The following is a 17,139-nucleotide window of genomic DNA, read 5'->3' as shown; positions in this document are numbered from 1 at the left end:
GCGATGCCTTCGGAGTCCGCCAGTCGTGGAGTCAGGAAGCGGCGTCGGCGGCACCATCCTCCGCGCCGAGGAGTCGCGGGAGCGCCGTGTGGGCGAACGTGACGCCGAGGGCGAGGAGAATCGGCGCGAAGAAGAGACCGTAGAAGCCGAAGACGACCGGGCCGAAGATGTACGCGAGCATCAACAGGCCGACGTGGGTCCGTTCGCCGCTCAGATACGGACGGAGGAGTAGATCCGGAATCGTGTCGACGACGACGACCGCCACGGCGAGGAAGGCGACGACGTAGCCGAGCAGCGGGTAACTCCCGTCGATGGCTATCGGGATCGACATCGCGGCGGCGATGGGGAGGTAGACGATTTTCATCCCGACGACCGGGATCAGACTGGCGACACCCGTCAGGACACCCGCCAGGGTGGGGTACGGCACCTGGACGGCGGCGGGGACGAGGGCGTTGTATCCCCTGAACGCGCCGACGGCGATGAGTGCGATGGCGATGACGTTCAAGAGGTTCCCGAAGAGGATGGCTTCGAGTTCCTCGTCGGCGGCTTCGAGGTACTCGCGGACGATGGCGCCGTCGTCGAACTGGCGGAGCCAGTCGTGGGCCTTCGACCCGTCGATCAGGAGGTAGTACGTGACGATGACCACGATCAACATGTTGAGGAAAAAGCCAGTGATCGCGGTGGTCAGGACGGCGGCGTTCGCGACGAGGAAGTCGATGATCCGGTCGAACCGGCCGGCGTGGTACGCCTCCACCAAGCTGGCGACGGTGAGTTCCGGAATGTCTTCCACGCCGCCCAACCACGCTACGTTCGTCGCGGCGAGTTCGATGACAGGGTACGTCTCGACGAAGCGTCGGGTCTCGGTCACCAGCAACACGAGCGTGTAACTGAGGAGGAGGAGTAACGGCACGGCGAGGAAGGCGATCACGGTCACTGCCCGCACGCGCGCCGGGAGGTGAAGCCGTCCGAGCGCCTTGTAGAAACGGCGCGTCGAGTAGTAGAGGAAGACGGCGACGGTGAGGGCGGCGACGAAGCGATACGCGATGTATCCGATGGCGAGGGCCACGGCGAAGCCGAACAGGGCGACCACTGCGCGTCGTTCGTCCATAGGCACTCGGGTTTGCACGGGGGGAAGTGAAAGAGTTTGCCGTAGGGACACGATCCATCGGGTGGAGTGGTCTCGGGACGGTCGGACCTCCCCTCATTACGCTCGTTTTTCGAGAGTGATAATTCGGAGCGGAGGTTTTAATTCCCGAGCAACGTGGCTGAGGTATGGATTCCGAGGTGAAACGTGTCCCGTCTATCGTACACGTCGGCGCCGACGCAACTCTCGTCCGGAACGCAGTCGACCGAAGCTCGATGGCGCGAGGCGCGGGGTCGGTCGTGTCGGTCGGCGATGACGCGTCGGCGGTTACGGACCTCGATTCCCACCCCATCTCGGTGATCGTTTGTGAAGTCGAGTCAGGCGTCGACCGCCTCGATCGGATCGGGAGGGCGTCGCCCGATCGTCCGTGTCTGGCCGTCGTCTCGGACACGTCGCACGTCGACGCAGCACTCGACGCCGGCGCGGCGGACGTGTTCGTCCGCAGGGAAGACATAGACGAGGAAACGCTGCTCGGCCGCCGGATCGACGCTCTCGTCGACGACTGCGAGGACGTGGCGTCGGGACCCGGATCGATCGACGCGCTCATCGACGCGATCGATGATTCGTTTTATGTCCTCGATACGGACGGGATTCTCCGTGGGTGGAACAGGCGGTTCCGCGAAGTCACCGGCTACACCGACGCGGAACTGAAGGAGATGCACGCACGCGAGTTTTTCACCGGCGATGACAGAGCGCGGATCGAGGCGGCCATCGGCGATGTCATCGACTCCGGGTCGACGGTCGTCGAAGCGGAACTCGTCGCCAAAGACGGGACTCGAACGCCGATCGAATACACCGGCCGGCTCGTGGTGGACGCCGACGGAACGCCACGACGTATCGTCGGGATCGGTCGGGACGTGACCGAGCGACGGGAGCGGAGCGCTCGCCTGCTCCGCCTCCGGCAGGCGACCGAGACGATCACCGACAACGTTCCGCTTGCACTGTTCGAGGTTGGGTCCGAGGGGACGGTGCTGAGCATGCGGGGGAAGACGCTAAGCGACCGGGTCCAGTTCTCGTCGGCGAGCGGTGACGACATCGACGACCTGTTCGGCGACCAACCGTCGATTCGCGACGCCCTGCGACGGGGGCTCGACGGGGAGGCGGTCAACCGGCTGATCGACCTCGACGGCGCGATAGTCGAACTGTGGCTCCAACCGTTGCTCGACGAGAGCGGGGCCGTCGACCGCGTCGTCGGACTCGCCCTCGACGTAACGGAGCGTGAGGAGCGGGCGAAACTACTCGATCAGATACAGGAAAACGCCGGCGAAGTCATCTGGATGTCGACGCCAGGTAAGGAGTCGATGGACTTCATCACCGAGGCGTACGCGGATGTCTGGGGACGATCTCCGGCGCGACTCCGCGGGGACCCCACATCGTTCGTCGACGCGATCCACCCCGACGACCGGTCCAGGGTGGAGGCGGCTCTCGCGGAGCAACGCGACACGCCCGATGCGTACGAAGAGACCTACCGCGTCGTCCGACCCGACGGAGCGGTTCGCTGGGTACACGATCGGGCGTCGGGCGTGTACGAGGACGGCGAACTCGAACGCATCGTCGGAGTCGCCAGCGACATCACCGAGCGGAAGGAACGGGAGCAGGAACTCGAACTGAAGGACCGGGCGATCGAAACCGCTCCGATCGGAATCGCCATTCACGACACGATGTCGGCGACGGATCCGATCGTGTACGCCAACGATGAGTTCCTGTCGCTGACGGGGTACGACGAAGCGGGCCTCGACGGCGAGCAGTTCTCCGTTCTCGCTGGGTCCGGAACCGATCCGGAACGGCTCGAGACCATCACGTCTGCGCTCGACCACGACGACGGCGCCTCGTCGGAGATAGTACTCTACCGGGCCGACGGAACGCCGTTCTGGGGACGCGTCGACGTCGCCCCCGTCTCGGGGAACGAGAGTTCGCCGACCCACGCGGTCAGCTTCCTCCAGGACATCACCGAAACGAAAGAACACCAACAGGAGATCGAGCGCCATCTGACGGAGTTCGGGAGCGTTCTAGCGGAGGATCTCGGCGTCCCGCTTCGGAACGCACAGGACCAGCTTCGGGCGGCCGCCAACGGCGACGAAGGCGTCGACATCGAGGGAGCGACGCGGTCGATCGAGCGTGCCGAGTCACTCGTCGAGGACCTCACGGAGGTCCACTCGTTCTCGGTCAAGTCCCGAACCGTGTCGGAATCGATAGCGCAAGCATCGGAGGTGTCCGACGGCGACGATGAGTAGCTATCACGCCCGGACGCCGATCCTCGCGGCACCGTCCAGTGGGGCCTGAGCCGCGGATGGAACTCCCGACCGACACCGTCCTCGTCTGCGAACAGAACCAAACGAGAGCGGATCTCTACGCCCTCTGGCTCGACGACTACGACGTCCGAACGGCGCTGACCGAACGACAACTAACGGACTCGGTGATCGGATCGGTCGCCGTCGCGGTCGTGAACCAGTCGTTCGGCGACCGCCTGGGGTCGGCGCTCGAAACGATTGAGGCCAGCGCCCCGTACTGTCGTATCGTGGCGACGCGCGAGCGGGGGACATCGCTCGCACACACCGCCTTCGACTACGACCTCACGCGACCGGTGTTCGAGGAGGACCTCGCCGAGTGCGTCGAAACGTTGCTCCACTGCGCTAACTACCGGATCGCGCTCGAGCAGTACTATCGGACGACGGTCGCACTGTCAGCCTACGAGTTGGGGGCGGACGATTCGGCGCCGGCCGACGAGCGAATCGACCGGCTCGAAAAACGAGCGGCCCGGTTTCAGGGATTCCTGAACGAACTCCGCAAGGACATGACCAGCGACGATGTTCGGAGCGTCGTCCGTGACACCTCCGTCGGCGACATCCCCGGACTGGACGGGACGGAGTCGCTGTCGGGCAAGTACCGTCCCGACAGCTGTGTACGTTGCGACGCCGACTGGACGGAACTAGCCGACGGCAAACAACCGTTTATCAAACTGGGAGCGTACGTCTGGCGGTGTACCGACTGCGGGCACGTCCACCTGTACATGGACCCGAGTCACCGACACGTCGGCCCGTGACGCCGTCTTGGCCGTCCGGTCGCAACGGGGCCCTAAATCCGAGTGCGGGAGTCGACACGGGTTGTGAGACTCACTCCGCTCGTCCGGCGTGATTCGGTCTCTCCGTTCTGACTTTTGCCTCCTCACGTCCGTTCGTCGGCAGAAAGTCCGGGTGCGAAAATCGAACCACGGTCACTCCGTTCCCTAATTCGATACTCGGAAGACGTTCGTCTGCTCACGTGCGTTCGCAGACAGAAAGTCCGGGTGCGAGAATCGAACCCGTGTCTCAGCCTCTACAAGTCGGATGCTTTACATGTGATAGGGTCGGTCTCACGCCCCGGTTTGCCTCCGATTTTGCGGTTTTCAGGCCGTCGTGGACTCAGTGATGATGACTATGCTAATAAAAACCCGCCACGTTAACCCGGTAGTGTTCAGATAAGCTGTCGAAGTTGGAACCACCTCGAAAGCCCCTGGCGTCTCGGCTCTCGGGACTCGCTGTCGGTCGAAAGAGCGCGGAGCGCTCTTTTGAACCACGCTCCTCACTACGTTGCGGTGCTTGCGTCGTCGACAGGTCGCTCTGCGATCTGTCTGGCTCGTCAGACCGGAGGTCTGACGAACGTCACCAGAAGCCTCCGGGTTCGCCGCCCGATTGCCCGAGGGAGCTTCGCTCCCTCGCTGCTGGAGGAAGACGGCCGACGTAAGCACGCGAGCGAAGCGAGCGCGCGCAGCGAGGCCCCCGACTCCAGCGAGTCGGGGCTTTCGAGGTGTCTTCAGCGGAAGCTCGCTAATCTGAACAGTATCACCAATTATGGCCGAAGTTTTACATGAATGGTGGGTGACCGTGGAGCCGAGGTAAACCATGGAAGTTACCAATGTTACAGCGTCGACGCATCTCGTACCTGTCGACGTTCCACTTCGGGACGAAGTGAAACGTCGTCGGGTGGTCGTCGCAGCGGTCGAGACGGACGAGGGCATTACCGGACACGGGGTGGCGGCGAAACCACAGTGGTTCGGGGTGCGTTCGCTGATCAACGAAGAGGTCGGCCCGCTAGTCGAGGGGATGAACCCGCTCGAAACCGAGCGTATCTACAAGCAGTCACAGTTGGAGATCAACCCACGGTACCAGACCGGCGTCTGGCACTCCGCGATGAGCGCCGTCGACATCGCCCTGTGGGACATCGCCGGAAAGTACCACGGCGAACCGGTCTGGCGGCTCCTCGGGGGCGCACAGAACCCGGTCGACGCCTACGTCACCTTCGGGCTGAAGAACTTCAACCGTGAGCAGTTGGCGGAAGTGGCGGCCGACTTCGCCTCGCAGGGCGAGACGCGACTGAAGATGAAAGTCGGGATCAACGGCGCGGACGATCTTCCGGAGGACGAAGCCCGGGTCGCCGCGGTCCGCGAGGCCGTCGGCGACGACGTGGAACTGATGATCGACGCCAACCACGAGTTCTCCGTCAACCAGGCGATCAAGCTCTGCGAACGGCTCGAAGAGTACGACATCACGTGGTTCGAGGAGCCGGTCTACGCCAACGACCCCGAGCTTCTTTCGAAGCTCCGGGAACGGACGACGATCCCGATCTCCGCCGGACAGAACGACGGGGGTCGCTACCGCCACCGCCAACTGATGACGCGGGGCGCGGTCGACATCGTTCAGCCGAACGTCGTCTACAACGGTGGGTACACCGAGGGTCGGAAGATAGCGCACCTCGCGCAGGGGTTCAACCTCGACATCGCCAACGGCGGAGGATGGCCACACCACAACGCACACCTCCACGCCGGCATGGAGAACGGGTGGCGCGTCGAGTACCACTACATCATGTACAGGGTCGGGGAGAAGCTGTTCGACGACCCGCCCCACATCGACGGAAACCAGGTCGAACTCCCCGAGGAGCCCGGACTCGGGTTCGAACCCGATATGGACGCCCTCGACGAGTACGAGGTCACGTCCACGGCCGAGGTCGACTGGTAGTCGCCGCGACGGTCTACCGGAGATTCGTGAGCGGCGTTCGGCGAGCAGACGGGGGGAGCACGGGACTATCTTCCTGTCGCGGCCCCACGGCCGTCGACCCCTTCGTCGGTCGGGGGCTATGACGGATCGAGTCGTCCCTGCGGACGCGACGTGTCTGGCTACACGGTCGACTGTCGAGGAAAACGAAATCGGTTGGTGAGAGCCGGAGTTCGGCGAGACTGCCGTCCTATCCTGACGGGTCGGATTTTAGAGCCCGCCGCCCTGGCTCCGGTCGAGGATGTCCTGGACCTGCGGCGCGTACTCGTCGACGGCGGCCTCGGGGTCACGTCCGTCGATGTTGACCACCTGAACCATCTCCGACAGGATCCCGGTGGACCAGATGGAGCCCAGGTGCGGGTTCGGTCGCCCGGTCTCGAAGACCTGTGCGTCGGCGTTCGCCGTCGCTTCCTGGAGGTGTCGTTGCGCGGACGAGCCGATCCCGTTCGAGTTGTCGTAGCCGCCGTAGGGCCGCGTCTCCCAGTGGTCGCCCAGGTCGTTCATGAGGAGGTCCTGGAAGTGATCGGACTGCTTGAGCCCCGGGAACGGCGGCTGGGCGTGGACCGGACCGTCGGCCCAGCAGAAGTCGCCCGCGAACTCGGGGTTGGTCATCAGGAACTCGATGAACCGCTTGCCAGCCTCGGTGTTCTCGGCGCCCGAGAACGCGTAGAGCGGCGCGACCTGGGCCTGGCTTTGCGGCGTCCGCTTCTCCGGGATGTGGCCCACGTTGGTGACGGCCTTCGCGGACTCGTACGGGCGATTCTGTCCGGGCGCACCGAGCTTTACCCGTGCGCCGGCGTCGAAGGTCGCCGCGGCGAGACCCGTGGGAATGGCGTTCTCGTTCTCGCTCTCGCCGGCCCCGCCAGCGTCCACGGAGTACTCGTGGAGATTCTGGAGGTAGGTCAGCGTCTCGATCATCCTCGTGCGCTGCTCCCCGTCTGCCCACGCCACCTCGAACTTGTTGCCGGTCCACTCGCACATCTTCCCGCCGTTGGACATGTGGAACGAACCCATCATGAAGTTCCCGGTGGCCTTCGCCTGGCCCGACATGACGAACACGCCGCTCTGGAGGCTATCGGCGTTCTCGTCGTGGGCCTGGGCGTACGTCATCAGTTTGTCCCACGTGTCCGGGACGAACTCCTCGTCGAGGCCGACTTCCCCCAGGAGGTCGTCGCGAAACCAGTAATCCGTGGTCCCCTGTGCGAAGGGGATCATCCAGTCCTCGCCATCCTGTTGCCACCTGACGACCGGCTCCCCGTGCCGTTCGATCAGGCGCTCCATGTTCTCGGTAACGGGCGCGAGTGCGCCCTCGTTGTAGAACTGGCCCCCGACCGACAGGTTGATCGTCGCCACTTCCGGGGGGTCTCCGGACTGAATCAGCGAGACGATCCGCTGGTACTTGCTGTCCCCGATTCCGGTGTACTGGGGCTCGACGATGGCCCCGGTCTCTTCCTCGAACGCGGCCGCGGCGCGGTCGATAACTTCGATTAGTTCGTCGCCGGTGTCGCCCTTGATGAACTGGACTGTGTCTCCGGCGATGTCGGACTGGTCAGTACTCCCGGCGGTACCGCCACCGCCGCCGCCGCCACCGCCGCCACCATCGCCACCATCGCCACCATCGCCACCATCGCCACCATCGCCGCCGTCGTCACCGGAACAGCCCGCTATACCGACGGTGCCGGTGGCCGCAAGTGTCTTGAGCGCCTTTCTCCGATTTACGCCTTGACAACGGATGTTATCCGGAGCCATGAGAAACAATCATTATGTTAAGTATATATAAGATTTGGGGCGGGACCCCGTTCAACATCCAATCCTGAGTAAAGATATTGGGCGCAGACACCCGGATTTCGCGTGGATAGATCGGCCACCTCCCGACCCTCGACACTCACATCCCGAGCAGCAAACCCACGATTCTCGGTCCGAGAGATATGACGGTCACGTACACGAACGCAACCACGGCGGTCCTCCATCCACCGTCGGGAGAGATACCGGGGACGCTCGAGAGGTCCCTTGCGATGCCGTTGTAGTTGATGCCGACGTACACCGGGACCCAGACGAACGCGAGGGTACTCAACACCGGTAACAGCAGCACGTATACGACGCCGAGAACGACGTTTCGGCCTGTCGCCCCCGTCCGCATCCCGGGAACGTAGTCGAGGAACGCCATGACCATCGGTATCATGCAAAGGTTAAGAACGTGCGGGTGTCCGTAGTCGGCCGTTCGTCCCGACATCCGCTATCGGGGGTTCTCACAGGGAGCGATCCGGTCGGAATTCGCCCCGGGTATTTTTTTACTTTGGTAATATGTGTCTTATCATGGCTCACTTAGAAGTCAAGAATATACGAAAGGTGTTCGACACACCGGACGGCGAAGAAGTAGCGGTAGAAGGGGTCAGCTTCGAGGCTGAAGACGGCGAGTTCGTGACGCTCGTCGGCCCGTCCGGGTGTGGGAAGACGACAACCCTTCGGTGTATCGCGGGGCTCGAAACCCCGACGAGCGGGAAGATCATCCTCGACGGGAGGGATATCACGGAGCTTCCTCCGAACAAACGGGACATCTCGCTCATGTTCCAGTCCATCGCGTTGTACCCGCACATGACCGTCCGGGAGAACATCGCCTATCCGCTGAAGGTCGACGGTATCTCCAAAGCGGATCGAAAGGGACCGGCCGAAGAGGCGGCCGAGACGATGCAGATCGTGGACATGCTGGACAAGATGCCTGGCGACCTGAGTGGGGGACAACAGCAGCGTGCGGCCCTCGCTCGGACCGTCGTTCAGGACCCCGGCGTGTTCCTGATGGACGAACCACTCAGCGACCTTGACGCGAAACTGAAAGGCGAGACGCGAAAGGAGATCCAGCGGATCCACGCGAAGCTGAACACGCCGGTCGTGTACGTCACGCACGATCAGGAGGAGGCGATGACGATGAGCGACTACATCGCCGTCATGAACGACGGGAGGATCGAACAGTTCGACACTCCGAACAACATATTCTATCGTCCCAACAACATGTTCGTCGGGCAGTTCATCGGCCAGCACGGCATGAACGTGGTCGACGCCGAGGTGGTCGGCACCGACTCGGACGTGACGGTGTCCGTCGACGAGTACCATCCCGACCTGCGACTGGAGAACCCGGAGAATCTCCCGACCGGACCGGTCAAACTGGGATTCAGACCGGAGAACACGGGTCTCGAGGAGGACGCGACCGAAGGGATCCCGGGCGTCGTCGAACTCATCGAATCCTTCGGCGAAGAAGCAGTCGTGACGGTCGACATCGATCGCTCAGAACCGCTGTTCGCCGTCATCGACTCGCACAGGAACCTGAGCGAGGGCGCGAACGTACGGGCACAGATCGATTGGAACGCCCACGTCTTCGACTGGGACACCGGCGATATCCTGACGCACACGGAACGCAGGCAAAAACATCCGGCGTAACGGACGGAGACGACGGCGACCTCGCTTCCCGGTCGCAATACCTCCTCGGCACCGACCGACGTCACCCGAGTCTTTCTGGCACTCCGAGCGCCCGTGAGTGCCGCCCTTCGTACCGGAAGTCAGGGCGCTGATTCGAGGCCGTCAAAGAGTTTAAGTGTAATGTTTGAGGAATAACGGTGATACATGGCATCATCCACCAGGGATGGGGTGACATCTGTAGTATCGAAGGTGGTCGGGCATAGTCGGAGAGAACGGCTAGAGAATTACCTTTCCGACCGCAAGATCATGGCAATCATCACAGTCGTTCCGGCAACGACGATGTTCGCACTCATCGTCGCAGCGCCGATCGTCTGGTCGATCGCCGCCTCATTCCACTCGATCAATGCACTCAATCCGACGTGGGAGTTCGTCGGGATAGCGAACTACGTCGAACTCCTCAGCAGTAGCCAGTTCTGGTCGTCGCTCGGGAACAACTTGATATGGGCGACATCGACCTCCGTACTCAACACGGTGCTCGGCACGGCGGTAGCGCTGTTGCTCAACCAGAACTTCAAGTTCAAGCGCGTACTGACGCCCGTGATGCTGTTCCCCTACCTAGTCCCGACGGCCTTCTTCGGATACATCGTGATGTGGTTGACCACCCAGCAGTGGGGCCTGCTGAATCAACTCCTGGTCGCGTTCGGCATCATCTCGCGTGAGAACGTGATCGCGTTTTTCACCGGTGACCCGTGGACGGCGATGGGTACGCTCGTCGCCGTCCACAACTGGAAGTTCTCCATCTTCGTCGCCATTCTGGTGTACGCGAAGCTTCAGGGGATTTCGGACGACCTCTACGAGGCGGCGATCATGTCCGGCGCGACGAAGTACCAGCAGTTCAGGGACATCACGCTGCCGTACATCAAGAACGTCCTGTTCATCACAGTCCTGCTCCGTGGGCTCTGGAACTTCAACATGTTCGACCTCATCTGGGTCGCGACGAACGCGAACCCGATCGACTCGCTGGTCACGCTACCGGTGTTAGCCTACAAGATCGGGTTCCAGTTCCAGCGACTGGGTCTATCCAACACGATCGCGACGACGCTGTTCATAATCCTCTCGATCGTCGGGATCATCTACTTCAAGACGGCCAAACCGTCCCAGGAGGTGCGCGTAGAATGAGTACCGAAGACAAGAGCATTCTCGGGATGACGGAGGTACAGTTCTACAAACTCAAGAACAAGATCATCTGGGCGGGGATCTCACTGGCGACCGCGGTGGCGGTGATCGCGATCGTGACGCCCCCGTACTGGATGCTGAACTCGTCGCTGTCGCCGTTCTCGCTGCTCAGGAGCGTCCCGCCGCAGTGGTTCCCGCTCGAGTACACCTTCGCTCACTACGAGAGCGTCCTGTTCTCCTCCAGCTACCCCCGGTTCTACATCAACAGCATCATCATCTCGATCGGGGTTCTGGTCATCGTGACGTCGCTGTCGACGCTGGCCGGCTACGGACTGACCCGGTTCGACTTCCGACAGAAACGGAACTTCGCCCGGATGATCCTGTTCGGCTACATGTTCCCGCCGATCCTGCTCTCGATTCCCATGTTCGTCATCTGGAAGGACCTCGGCCTCCACAACACCTACCTCGGGGTGATGCTTGCGATCAGCGCGACGCGGCTACCACTCTGTATCTGGATCATGTGGCAGTTCTTCCAAACTGTCCCCTACTCGTTGGAGGAATCCGCACAGATGTCCGGAGCCTCCCGATTCCGGGCGTTCTACGAGATCGCACTCCCGATATCCAAGCCCGGGATCCTCGCCGTCGCGACTCTGGCCGTCCAAGGCGGGTGGAACGCATACACCATCCCCAAAATCATCCTCGTCGACCAGGAACTGTGGCCGATCACGGTCGGTATCCAGAGCTTCATCAAGTCCTCGACGATCCTCTGGCCGCAGATCATGGCCGCAGTGACGCTGGGGATGATCCCGGTGATCTTCTTCCTCTACCTACTTCACGGGAACTGGGAAACCATCTCCGTGTGACCGCCAGCTGAGCCCAGTTGCCCGGAAATCCTCGGCTAACGAACTCGGTCCCCGTGTAGCCCGCCTCGCTCCGCCCGGTCCCGGTTCGTTCCGGTCGGTGCTGGCGGATTCCACGACGACATCCCGACGGGCCTCGGCCCGGGCAGGTCTACGGCGCGAATCGACCGACGAAATCCGCATTCGGCATCCTGTTAGTGTCCGCGTAGGTCGAAAGGTCCCCAGCGCCCGGCATCGACGTTGGCACGGGACTTCTCACGAACGCGATCGTCGAAGTGACGTGACTGTCCAGTCAGCGGTGAGTCGTATCCACCTCGATGACGTTGACGATCGACTGTCCGCGACGGGAGAGTTCGTTCCGGAATACCTCCTTCTGGAGCCATGATTTCGGCCGTTGCGCTGCTCCTGACGACCGGCGCAGCCCCACACCGGAGCCCTCGATCCGTTCGCCGTCGTCGGTCGTGTACCCGCGTTCACGGCTCTGCCGGAGGTCGTGCGCCAGCGGTACGAGCTTTCGTTTACTCACGTGCGTTCGTCGGCAGAAAGGTCCGGGTGCGAGAATCGAACCCGCGTCTCAGCCTCCACAAGGCTGAAGGATAACCACTACCCTAACCCGGACACGGATTTCGTAGGGTGTGGCTCTCTCGGGCCGTTCTCACTTTCGCCCTAACCTCGGGCCGTATTGCGATTTTTCAGTTCTTTCCTCTCGCAAACGGGCTTCGCTGTCTACCCTAAGTTAGGAGTGCCACCCTCAAAAACCCCCACTTCGTTTGTCGTGAGGGCAAATCGGGTTCGATTGACTGATTTCTACTGGTAGGGTGCCCTGATAGGGATAATATGAGTCCGAGGTAGTAGACGATACTTCCAACGAGAAAGCGTATGAATGACACCAGCCGAAACTGGCTTTGTTACAGCCCTCGGATGTGAAGCCATGAGCGACGGGAACCCGGACGTGAAAATCCCCGTTGACGAGGAAGGTGCCGCTGAAATCGCGTCTGAAGGGGAAGACGAAGACGGGGTAACGGAAGAGCAACGAGACGCATTAGCGGAAATCCAAGCCCGTCTTATTGGCGATATTGACTGACTGTCCCCCGACCGTCGGTGGTCTACTCGGGAATCTCGTACCGGACGAACTCGGTTTTCCCACAGTCCGGACATTCCTCAATCCCCGGCGACAAACTCGTCCCACAGTTGCGACACTCAACTACCACTTTCGACCCACCGCCGGGAAGTAGCCGAGTTATGGCCGTGCGGACACCCATTGTCCTTCAGACTACAGGTGACGGTGAGTTAACCGTGGCGGACAACTCGTTTTAGTGGAAACCCGGTGTGCGGGTAGGACACTCCCGCCGAAAACTTACGTTCAAGCACGCCAAAGTAACGATTGGAAGGAATACTGTCACACGCCTTCCACCCCTTTGCATGACCAACGACTCACCACTCGGCTGTTGTCCGGATTGTGGTGAGTCAATATCCGAAGCGTGGCTTCTGGTTGAATACACGAAGGCCAACGGCGAGACAGGGATTTGGGCTGAATGTCCGGCCTGTGAAGACGTAGTGGCTCCGGAATAGGACGACACCGACGAGCGATTACATCATGTCGTGGGCCTCGTAGAACTCTTCAATCGACTCGCAATCGTGGTCGTCGGCCATCGTAATCCAACCACCGAAGCGATACCGCCGCCAGCACTTCTCGCCGTCAATGAACACGGGGTTTTCTCCCCGGTCGGGAGCCATCCGAATCGTCCCGTCTTCTGACTCCGGCTCTTCACCGGGCGGCCACCCATGCCACGGTTCGTCGCCGTTCTCATTCACCGCTTGACGGTCGCACTCATCGCACACCTGATTCGGATAGTCAGACTCGCCAACGATTGCGCCGCAAATGGGACAGTCCATGATTTGATTGTTGGGGGCGGTCGGTTTGGTTCTACTCCCGCCTATCTTGAACAGTCACGCCGTTGATTTCCACCCCATCCGGTAGGTCGTCTTCCGCAATCCCGTGATACCAGATAAACTCTTCATTCCCCTCTTCGTCGGTTGTCCGGAACACTATCGTATCTCCTTGGCCCATAACGAATGATTCGTATTCGTGATTTCGACGCTTCCACGCTTGCCATGCCGACATGAACGAACCGTCTGACCCCGCGAACACTTTGGACATTTTTCTCTTGCTCTAATATTGTGGGGCATTATTGAACTATATTTATATAACTATGAAGCATTAATTGTGTGCGACACGTATGCTCGGATATGCCAATTCGGATTCCTGAAGACCAGATTCCCGACGACGAACCGTGGGCTGACAGAGAGTTTCTCGAACAGACTTACCGAGAGGGCGGACTATCACCCAAAGCAATCGCTTACGCACTCGGTGTCTCGAAAAGCCACGTCACGGTGTTCTTAGAGCGACATGGCATAGTTCGACCGTGGCGACACGAACCGACACTCCGCCGACTCTTCGAGGATGAAGGACTGTCAGCGGACGAGATAGCGGCGCTTGAAGAGTTCGACTGTTCGACCGTGACGGTAAGAAAGTACCTCGCCAAGTACGGGCTGACCGACGAGAACGCCGACGAAGTGACCTACGGCCGGCTGGACAATTTGAGTGCGTAATGTCGCGCCGAGTTATCCGTCCGAGTGAATCTCTTCCCATCCGTTCTTCGTGAAACACTCCCAATACTCACTCGTACCCCAACCAGTATCGGACGGACGAGAGTCTTCACCGCGGATTCTTTTATCAACCTCTCGGGCGGCTCCATTTGGTGAGCGTTTGTCACCGTTCGGGTCTATGACCTGTCCATCTTGAACCTCGGTCACGAACTGAAATCCGGTTTCTTGTAGGTAATTAAACCGTACACCGGTTCCATCGGGAAGTTCTGACAGTTGCTTTGCCATACATGAAATGCGACGTAGACCACCGCAAAAAAGGTCAGGCACAGCGAAGGTCGGGGCTTTGTAGTTCGTGAACGGAGAGAGTCAGTATCGTAGAACCGCCTGTTAACTACTAAAGAGCCGTGTCTACGCCGACCGCTATGAGCGCACCCTTCCAACGACGGTCATAGGGCCTATTCTCGCCCACCAGTCCGCCCCTGTCGCCGTCGAAGCCCGACGCCGACGAGTGGAACACGCCGTCGAAGGTGTCCCTCACGACCGGCCTGAACAGCCTGTATGGGCCACGAACGCGGTCGTCACCCCGCGAAAATACAATATCGAGACAGTCGGAGAGTGCTTCAGATATTTTTCGACGCCCACGACCCCCGACCCCCACCGGGACTGGCCGGGGGACTCCCCCAGTCGCTCCGGGTATCCCTGACCCCCTGACGCCTGTGTCCCCCTGACCCCCGTCTCTGTAGGGAGCCGACGACGCTTACTGGTGGGTACTCTCGGCTCTATGACAGGGCTGACAGGCGTCTAATGACAGACCCACCCTACCAGAGAGACAATCCGTATGGGCTACAGGGGGTCGCTATGGTTTTCTGTGTCCATCTTAGACGGCCTTAGAAAGCCATAGAGCGAAGGTAATTCCCTTTCAGGCACCGGGTCAAACAGGTGAGGGTCACCGTTCAGAGTCCGCCACCTATTTCAGAAGATTGCCGTTTTTGTATTATAATCTGATAAGTCTATAGACGCCCCCAGTAGGTTCTCTGAAACACCCCCCGGGTGTCGATTTCAGAACGCCACGGTCGGAGTCCCACATTCCAACCTAATATTTAGCGGGTCGGGTTCGGCGGCTCTCTCATTATCCCTATTAGTGCCTTCTACGTAATGTCAACGAGATTAATATCGGACACAGATACACATAGGGAAAAAGAGACGGGGAGAGGGGGGGAAGGACAATAGTGTGTAGTTACGTGTTGCTCCGCTTCGTTGCACGTTCGTCTCGCTCACTCTCGATACCCATATCAGCGGAGTCGATTTCTTCGCCCATCAGTGCCGCCGTTCGCTGGCACCATTCGTAGTCACCCGGTATCCGTAGGTTGGTGAGTCCTTCTTCAATGTAGATGTTCTGTCGTCCGTCTTTCTCCCACTCAATATACCCGGCGGTATCGAAAATATCGAAGCACCGAACGACGCGCCTTTTGACGGATTCCTTCTTCGAGCCACGCCAACCCACGTATGAACTTTCGACTATCTCGGTGGTCGTCAGTTCGTTCCCAAGGTTCCGAAATGCGTCTCGAACTTCTCGAAGTGATTTCGACCCGGCTGAAGGCCTACGCCCCTTCGTTTCCATTGCGTCTTCTACAAGCGCTTTTCCCAAGTCCGAGTCAACCTGATACGGGATTCCTGTGTTCGTGATTGTTCGCTCGACATAGCCGTCGCGCCATAGTTTGTGTGGGTGGTCTTCTCGGTCTACCCGACCGCGACGGTCGCGACAGTCCCGAAGGATACGGGCAATGTCGGTCGGCTCGAATCGCCAAATCAGTAAGTACCGAACCGTCGCTTGGTCGGCTTCGCTCAAACTGTCGTAGCCGTTCGGCTCGATAAACGTCAGTAGGTAGTTCAGCCACGTAGATACCTGTCGCACGTCTTCGAGTGGGATTCCAATATCGTTCGTTACGTCGTTCGCGGAGAACCCCGACGGAAGGCTGGCGTTCGGATTAAAATTCGACGTAGCACCAGATACTACACCGTCCGGTAGTTCGGATTGAGGGAGCGCACCCTTCTGTAACTCTCTTGGGAGTTGCTCGGGCGACAGTTCGGCCATGCCGGGATTCTCGGCCATGTGGTAGATACCACCGGTCGGATGTACCGAGCCGGGAAGAACTACGAACCAGTTAGGCCCTCGCACCGAACCGATTCCCGACAAATTGCCTTTGCCCTTCGCATTTTCAATCTCACCGTTAGCGGAGAAAGTCAGATGGTCGCCAGTTCCCGAACCGGAGACTACGCGAACCGTCTCACCAATGTTGGGCCACCTGTCAGGTTCGTCACGGTCGAAAAAGACCAGTTCCTTGGTGTTGTGTTCGGGTCGGTCAGCATACAGACAGAAGCCGATAGCGCCGGTTTTAACGGCTTCTATTGCTTCTTGAGGGGTGTAGAGCAAGTCGCGGATTTTGGGCTGTGTGAGGCCAATGTGGCGTTCAGCAATATAGGGCGCTTTGCCTTCCGAACCGACCGGCATGAGTCGGGGTGAGTTCCATCCATACTGTGCCAAAACCTGTAGGTAATCACGGAGCAATTCAGCACGTTCGGAATCAGTGCAGTTACAGACGCACTTCGGATTCTGGTGCGCGTCGTGGTCGCACTGACGGTTCGAGAGTCGGGGAGCGTAATCACCACGCCGGTTTCGTTGCTCTTCGCGTATCCGAGCGCGAGTCTCAATTGGCTTATCGGGAACAGCAAATTCTACTACCCCGTCTCGATAGTACGGGACAGGACGCGAACCGTGCGTTTTCTGTGTGTTCGATACTCTTTTGCGGACAGGGCTACTATCGTTCATTGTCGTACTCGTCCACGACAACCGTCGTCTACAGGAAGGGCAATCCAATACTCAATCTCCCCTTCTTATTCCGTC

General features: G+C 60.2%; 15 protein-coding genes and 1 tRNA gene. 8 read left to right on the top strand and 8 right to left on the bottom strand.

Annotated features, from left to right (window positions below):
* Nucleotides 1-31: 31 nt before the first annotated feature.
* Nucleotides 32-1,108 (bottom strand): AI-2E family transporter, encoded by a 1,077-nt coding sequence (locus NBT81_RS05010; RefSeq protein ID WP_338741481.1) that lies wholly within the window; start codon nt 1,106-1,108, stop codon nt 32-34.
* Nucleotides 1,109-1,272: 164 nt separating this feature from the next.
* Here NBT81_RS05010 and NBT81_RS05005 point away from each other — a divergent pair, with 164 nt between their 5' ends.
* The 3 genes from NBT81_RS05005 to NBT81_RS04995 all read left to right on the top strand — a co-directional run bounded on the left by NBT81_RS05005 (nt 1,273) and on the right by NBT81_RS04995 (nt 6,138).
* Nucleotides 1,273-3,378: a PAS domain S-box protein gene (locus NBT81_RS05005; protein WP_338741479.1), complete on the top strand. Its 2,106-nt coding sequence runs from the start codon at nt 1,273-1,275 to the stop codon at nt 3,376-3,378.
* Between the two features lie 56 nt (nt 3,379-3,434).
* Nucleotides 3,435-4,187, top strand: coding sequence for a response regulator receiver protein (locus NBT81_RS05000; protein WP_338741478.1), 753 nt, complete (start codon nt 3,435-3,437; stop codon nt 4,185-4,187).
* An 838-nt stretch (nt 4,188-5,025) separates the two neighbouring features.
* Nucleotides 5,026-6,138 carry a mandelate racemase/muconate lactonizing enzyme family protein gene (locus tag NBT81_RS04995; RefSeq protein ID WP_338741477.1) on the top strand — a complete coding sequence of 371 codons (1,113 nt, stop codon included), beginning with the start codon at nt 5,026-5,028 and terminating at the stop codon, nt 6,136-6,138.
* A gap of 246 nt (nt 6,139-6,384) precedes the next feature.
* Here the strand turns inward: NBT81_RS04995 and NBT81_RS04990 are convergent, their stop codons facing one another.
* Both NBT81_RS04990 and NBT81_RS04985 read right to left on the bottom strand, forming a co-directional pair.
* A complete protein-coding gene (locus NBT81_RS04990; RefSeq protein ID WP_338741475.1) occupies nt 6,385-7,923 on the bottom strand; it encodes an ABC transporter substrate-binding protein in 1,539 nt (512 codons plus the stop codon).
* Between the two features lie 136 nt (nt 7,924-8,059).
* Nucleotides 8,060-8,341: a hypothetical protein gene (locus NBT81_RS04985; RefSeq protein WP_338741473.1), complete on the bottom strand. Its 282-nt coding sequence runs from the start codon at nt 8,339-8,341 to the stop codon at nt 8,060-8,062.
* Between the two features lie 149 nt (nt 8,342-8,490).
* On the opposite strand from NBT81_RS04985, the gene NBT81_RS04980 reads away from it, so the two are divergent.
* The 3 genes from NBT81_RS04980 (at nt 8,491) to NBT81_RS04970 (ending at nt 11,627) form a co-directional block, all read left to right on the top strand.
* On the top strand, nt 8,491-9,609 hold the full coding sequence (locus tag NBT81_RS04980) for an ABC transporter ATP-binding protein (protein WP_338741472.1): 1,119 nt from the start codon (nt 8,491-8,493) through the stop codon (nt 9,607-9,609).
* A 285-nt stretch (nt 9,610-9,894) separates the two neighbouring features.
* Nucleotides 9,895-10,767 carry a sugar ABC transporter permease gene (locus NBT81_RS04975; protein ID WP_338741471.1) on the top strand — a complete coding sequence of 291 codons (873 nt, stop codon included), beginning with the start codon at nt 9,895-9,897 and terminating at the stop codon, nt 10,765-10,767.
* On the top strand, nt 10,764-11,627 hold the full coding sequence (locus NBT81_RS04970; protein ID WP_338741469.1) for a carbohydrate ABC transporter permease: 864 nt from the start codon (nt 10,764-10,766) through the stop codon (nt 11,625-11,627). The genes NBT81_RS04975 and NBT81_RS04970 overlap by 4 nt, the downstream gene beginning before the upstream one ends.
* Before the next feature lie 289 nt (nt 11,628-11,916).
* Here the strand turns inward: NBT81_RS04970 and NBT81_RS04965 are convergent, their stop codons facing one another.
* Together NBT81_RS04965 and NBT81_RS04960 are read right to left on the bottom strand one after the other, a co-directional pair.
* The gene (locus NBT81_RS04965; RefSeq protein ID WP_338741468.1) at nt 11,917-12,150 is read right to left on the bottom strand and encodes a hypothetical protein; all 234 of its coding nucleotides are present in this window, start codon (nt 12,148-12,150) and stop codon (nt 11,917-11,919) included.
* 20 nt (nt 12,151-12,170) lie between these two features.
* A tRNA-His gene (locus NBT81_RS04960) sits at nt 12,171-12,242 on the bottom strand.
* Between the two features lie 313 nt (nt 12,243-12,555).
* Here NBT81_RS04960 and NBT81_RS04955 point away from each other — a divergent pair.
* Nucleotides 12,556-12,708, top strand: coding sequence for a hypothetical protein (locus NBT81_RS04955; protein ID WP_338741467.1), 153 nt, complete (start codon nt 12,556-12,558; stop codon nt 12,706-12,708).
* Nucleotides 12,709-13,214: 506 nt separating this feature from the next.
* Here the strand turns inward: NBT81_RS04955 and NBT81_RS04950 are convergent.
* Complete coding sequence (locus NBT81_RS04950) at nt 13,215-13,439, bottom strand: hypothetical protein (RefSeq protein ID WP_338741464.1); 225 nt, start codon at nt 13,437-13,439, stop codon at nt 13,215-13,217.
* Between the two features lie 435 nt (nt 13,440-13,874).
* Between NBT81_RS04950 and NBT81_RS04945 the strand changes: the two genes are divergently transcribed.
* Nucleotides 13,875-14,237, top strand: coding sequence for a hypothetical protein (locus tag NBT81_RS04945; protein ID WP_338741463.1), 363 nt, complete (start codon nt 13,875-13,877; stop codon nt 14,235-14,237).
* A gap of 12 nt (nt 14,238-14,249) precedes the next feature.
* On the opposite strand, the gene NBT81_RS04940 is transcribed toward NBT81_RS04945, so the two are convergent.
* On the bottom strand, nt 14,250-14,519 hold the full coding sequence (locus NBT81_RS04940; protein WP_338741462.1) for a hypothetical protein: 270 nt from the start codon (nt 14,517-14,519) through the stop codon (nt 14,250-14,252).
* A gap of 952 nt (nt 14,520-15,471) precedes the next feature.
* Nucleotides 15,472-17,064, bottom strand: a complete 1,593-nt coding sequence (locus NBT81_RS04935) for a bifunctional DNA primase/polymerase (RefSeq protein ID WP_338741461.1) — start codon at nt 17,062-17,064, stop codon at nt 15,472-15,474.
* Between the last annotated feature and the right edge of the window lie 75 nt (nt 17,065-17,139).

The sequence above is a fragment of the Haloplanus sp. CK5-1 genome, assembly GCF_037201915.1.
In the GTDB taxonomy this organism is placed as follows: Archaea; Halobacteriota; Halobacteria; order Halobacteriales; family Haloferacaceae; genus Haloplanus; species Haloplanus salilacus.
The sequence above is the reverse complement of the archived record's forward strand: the minus strand, read 5'-3'. Positions and strand labels throughout refer to the sequence as shown.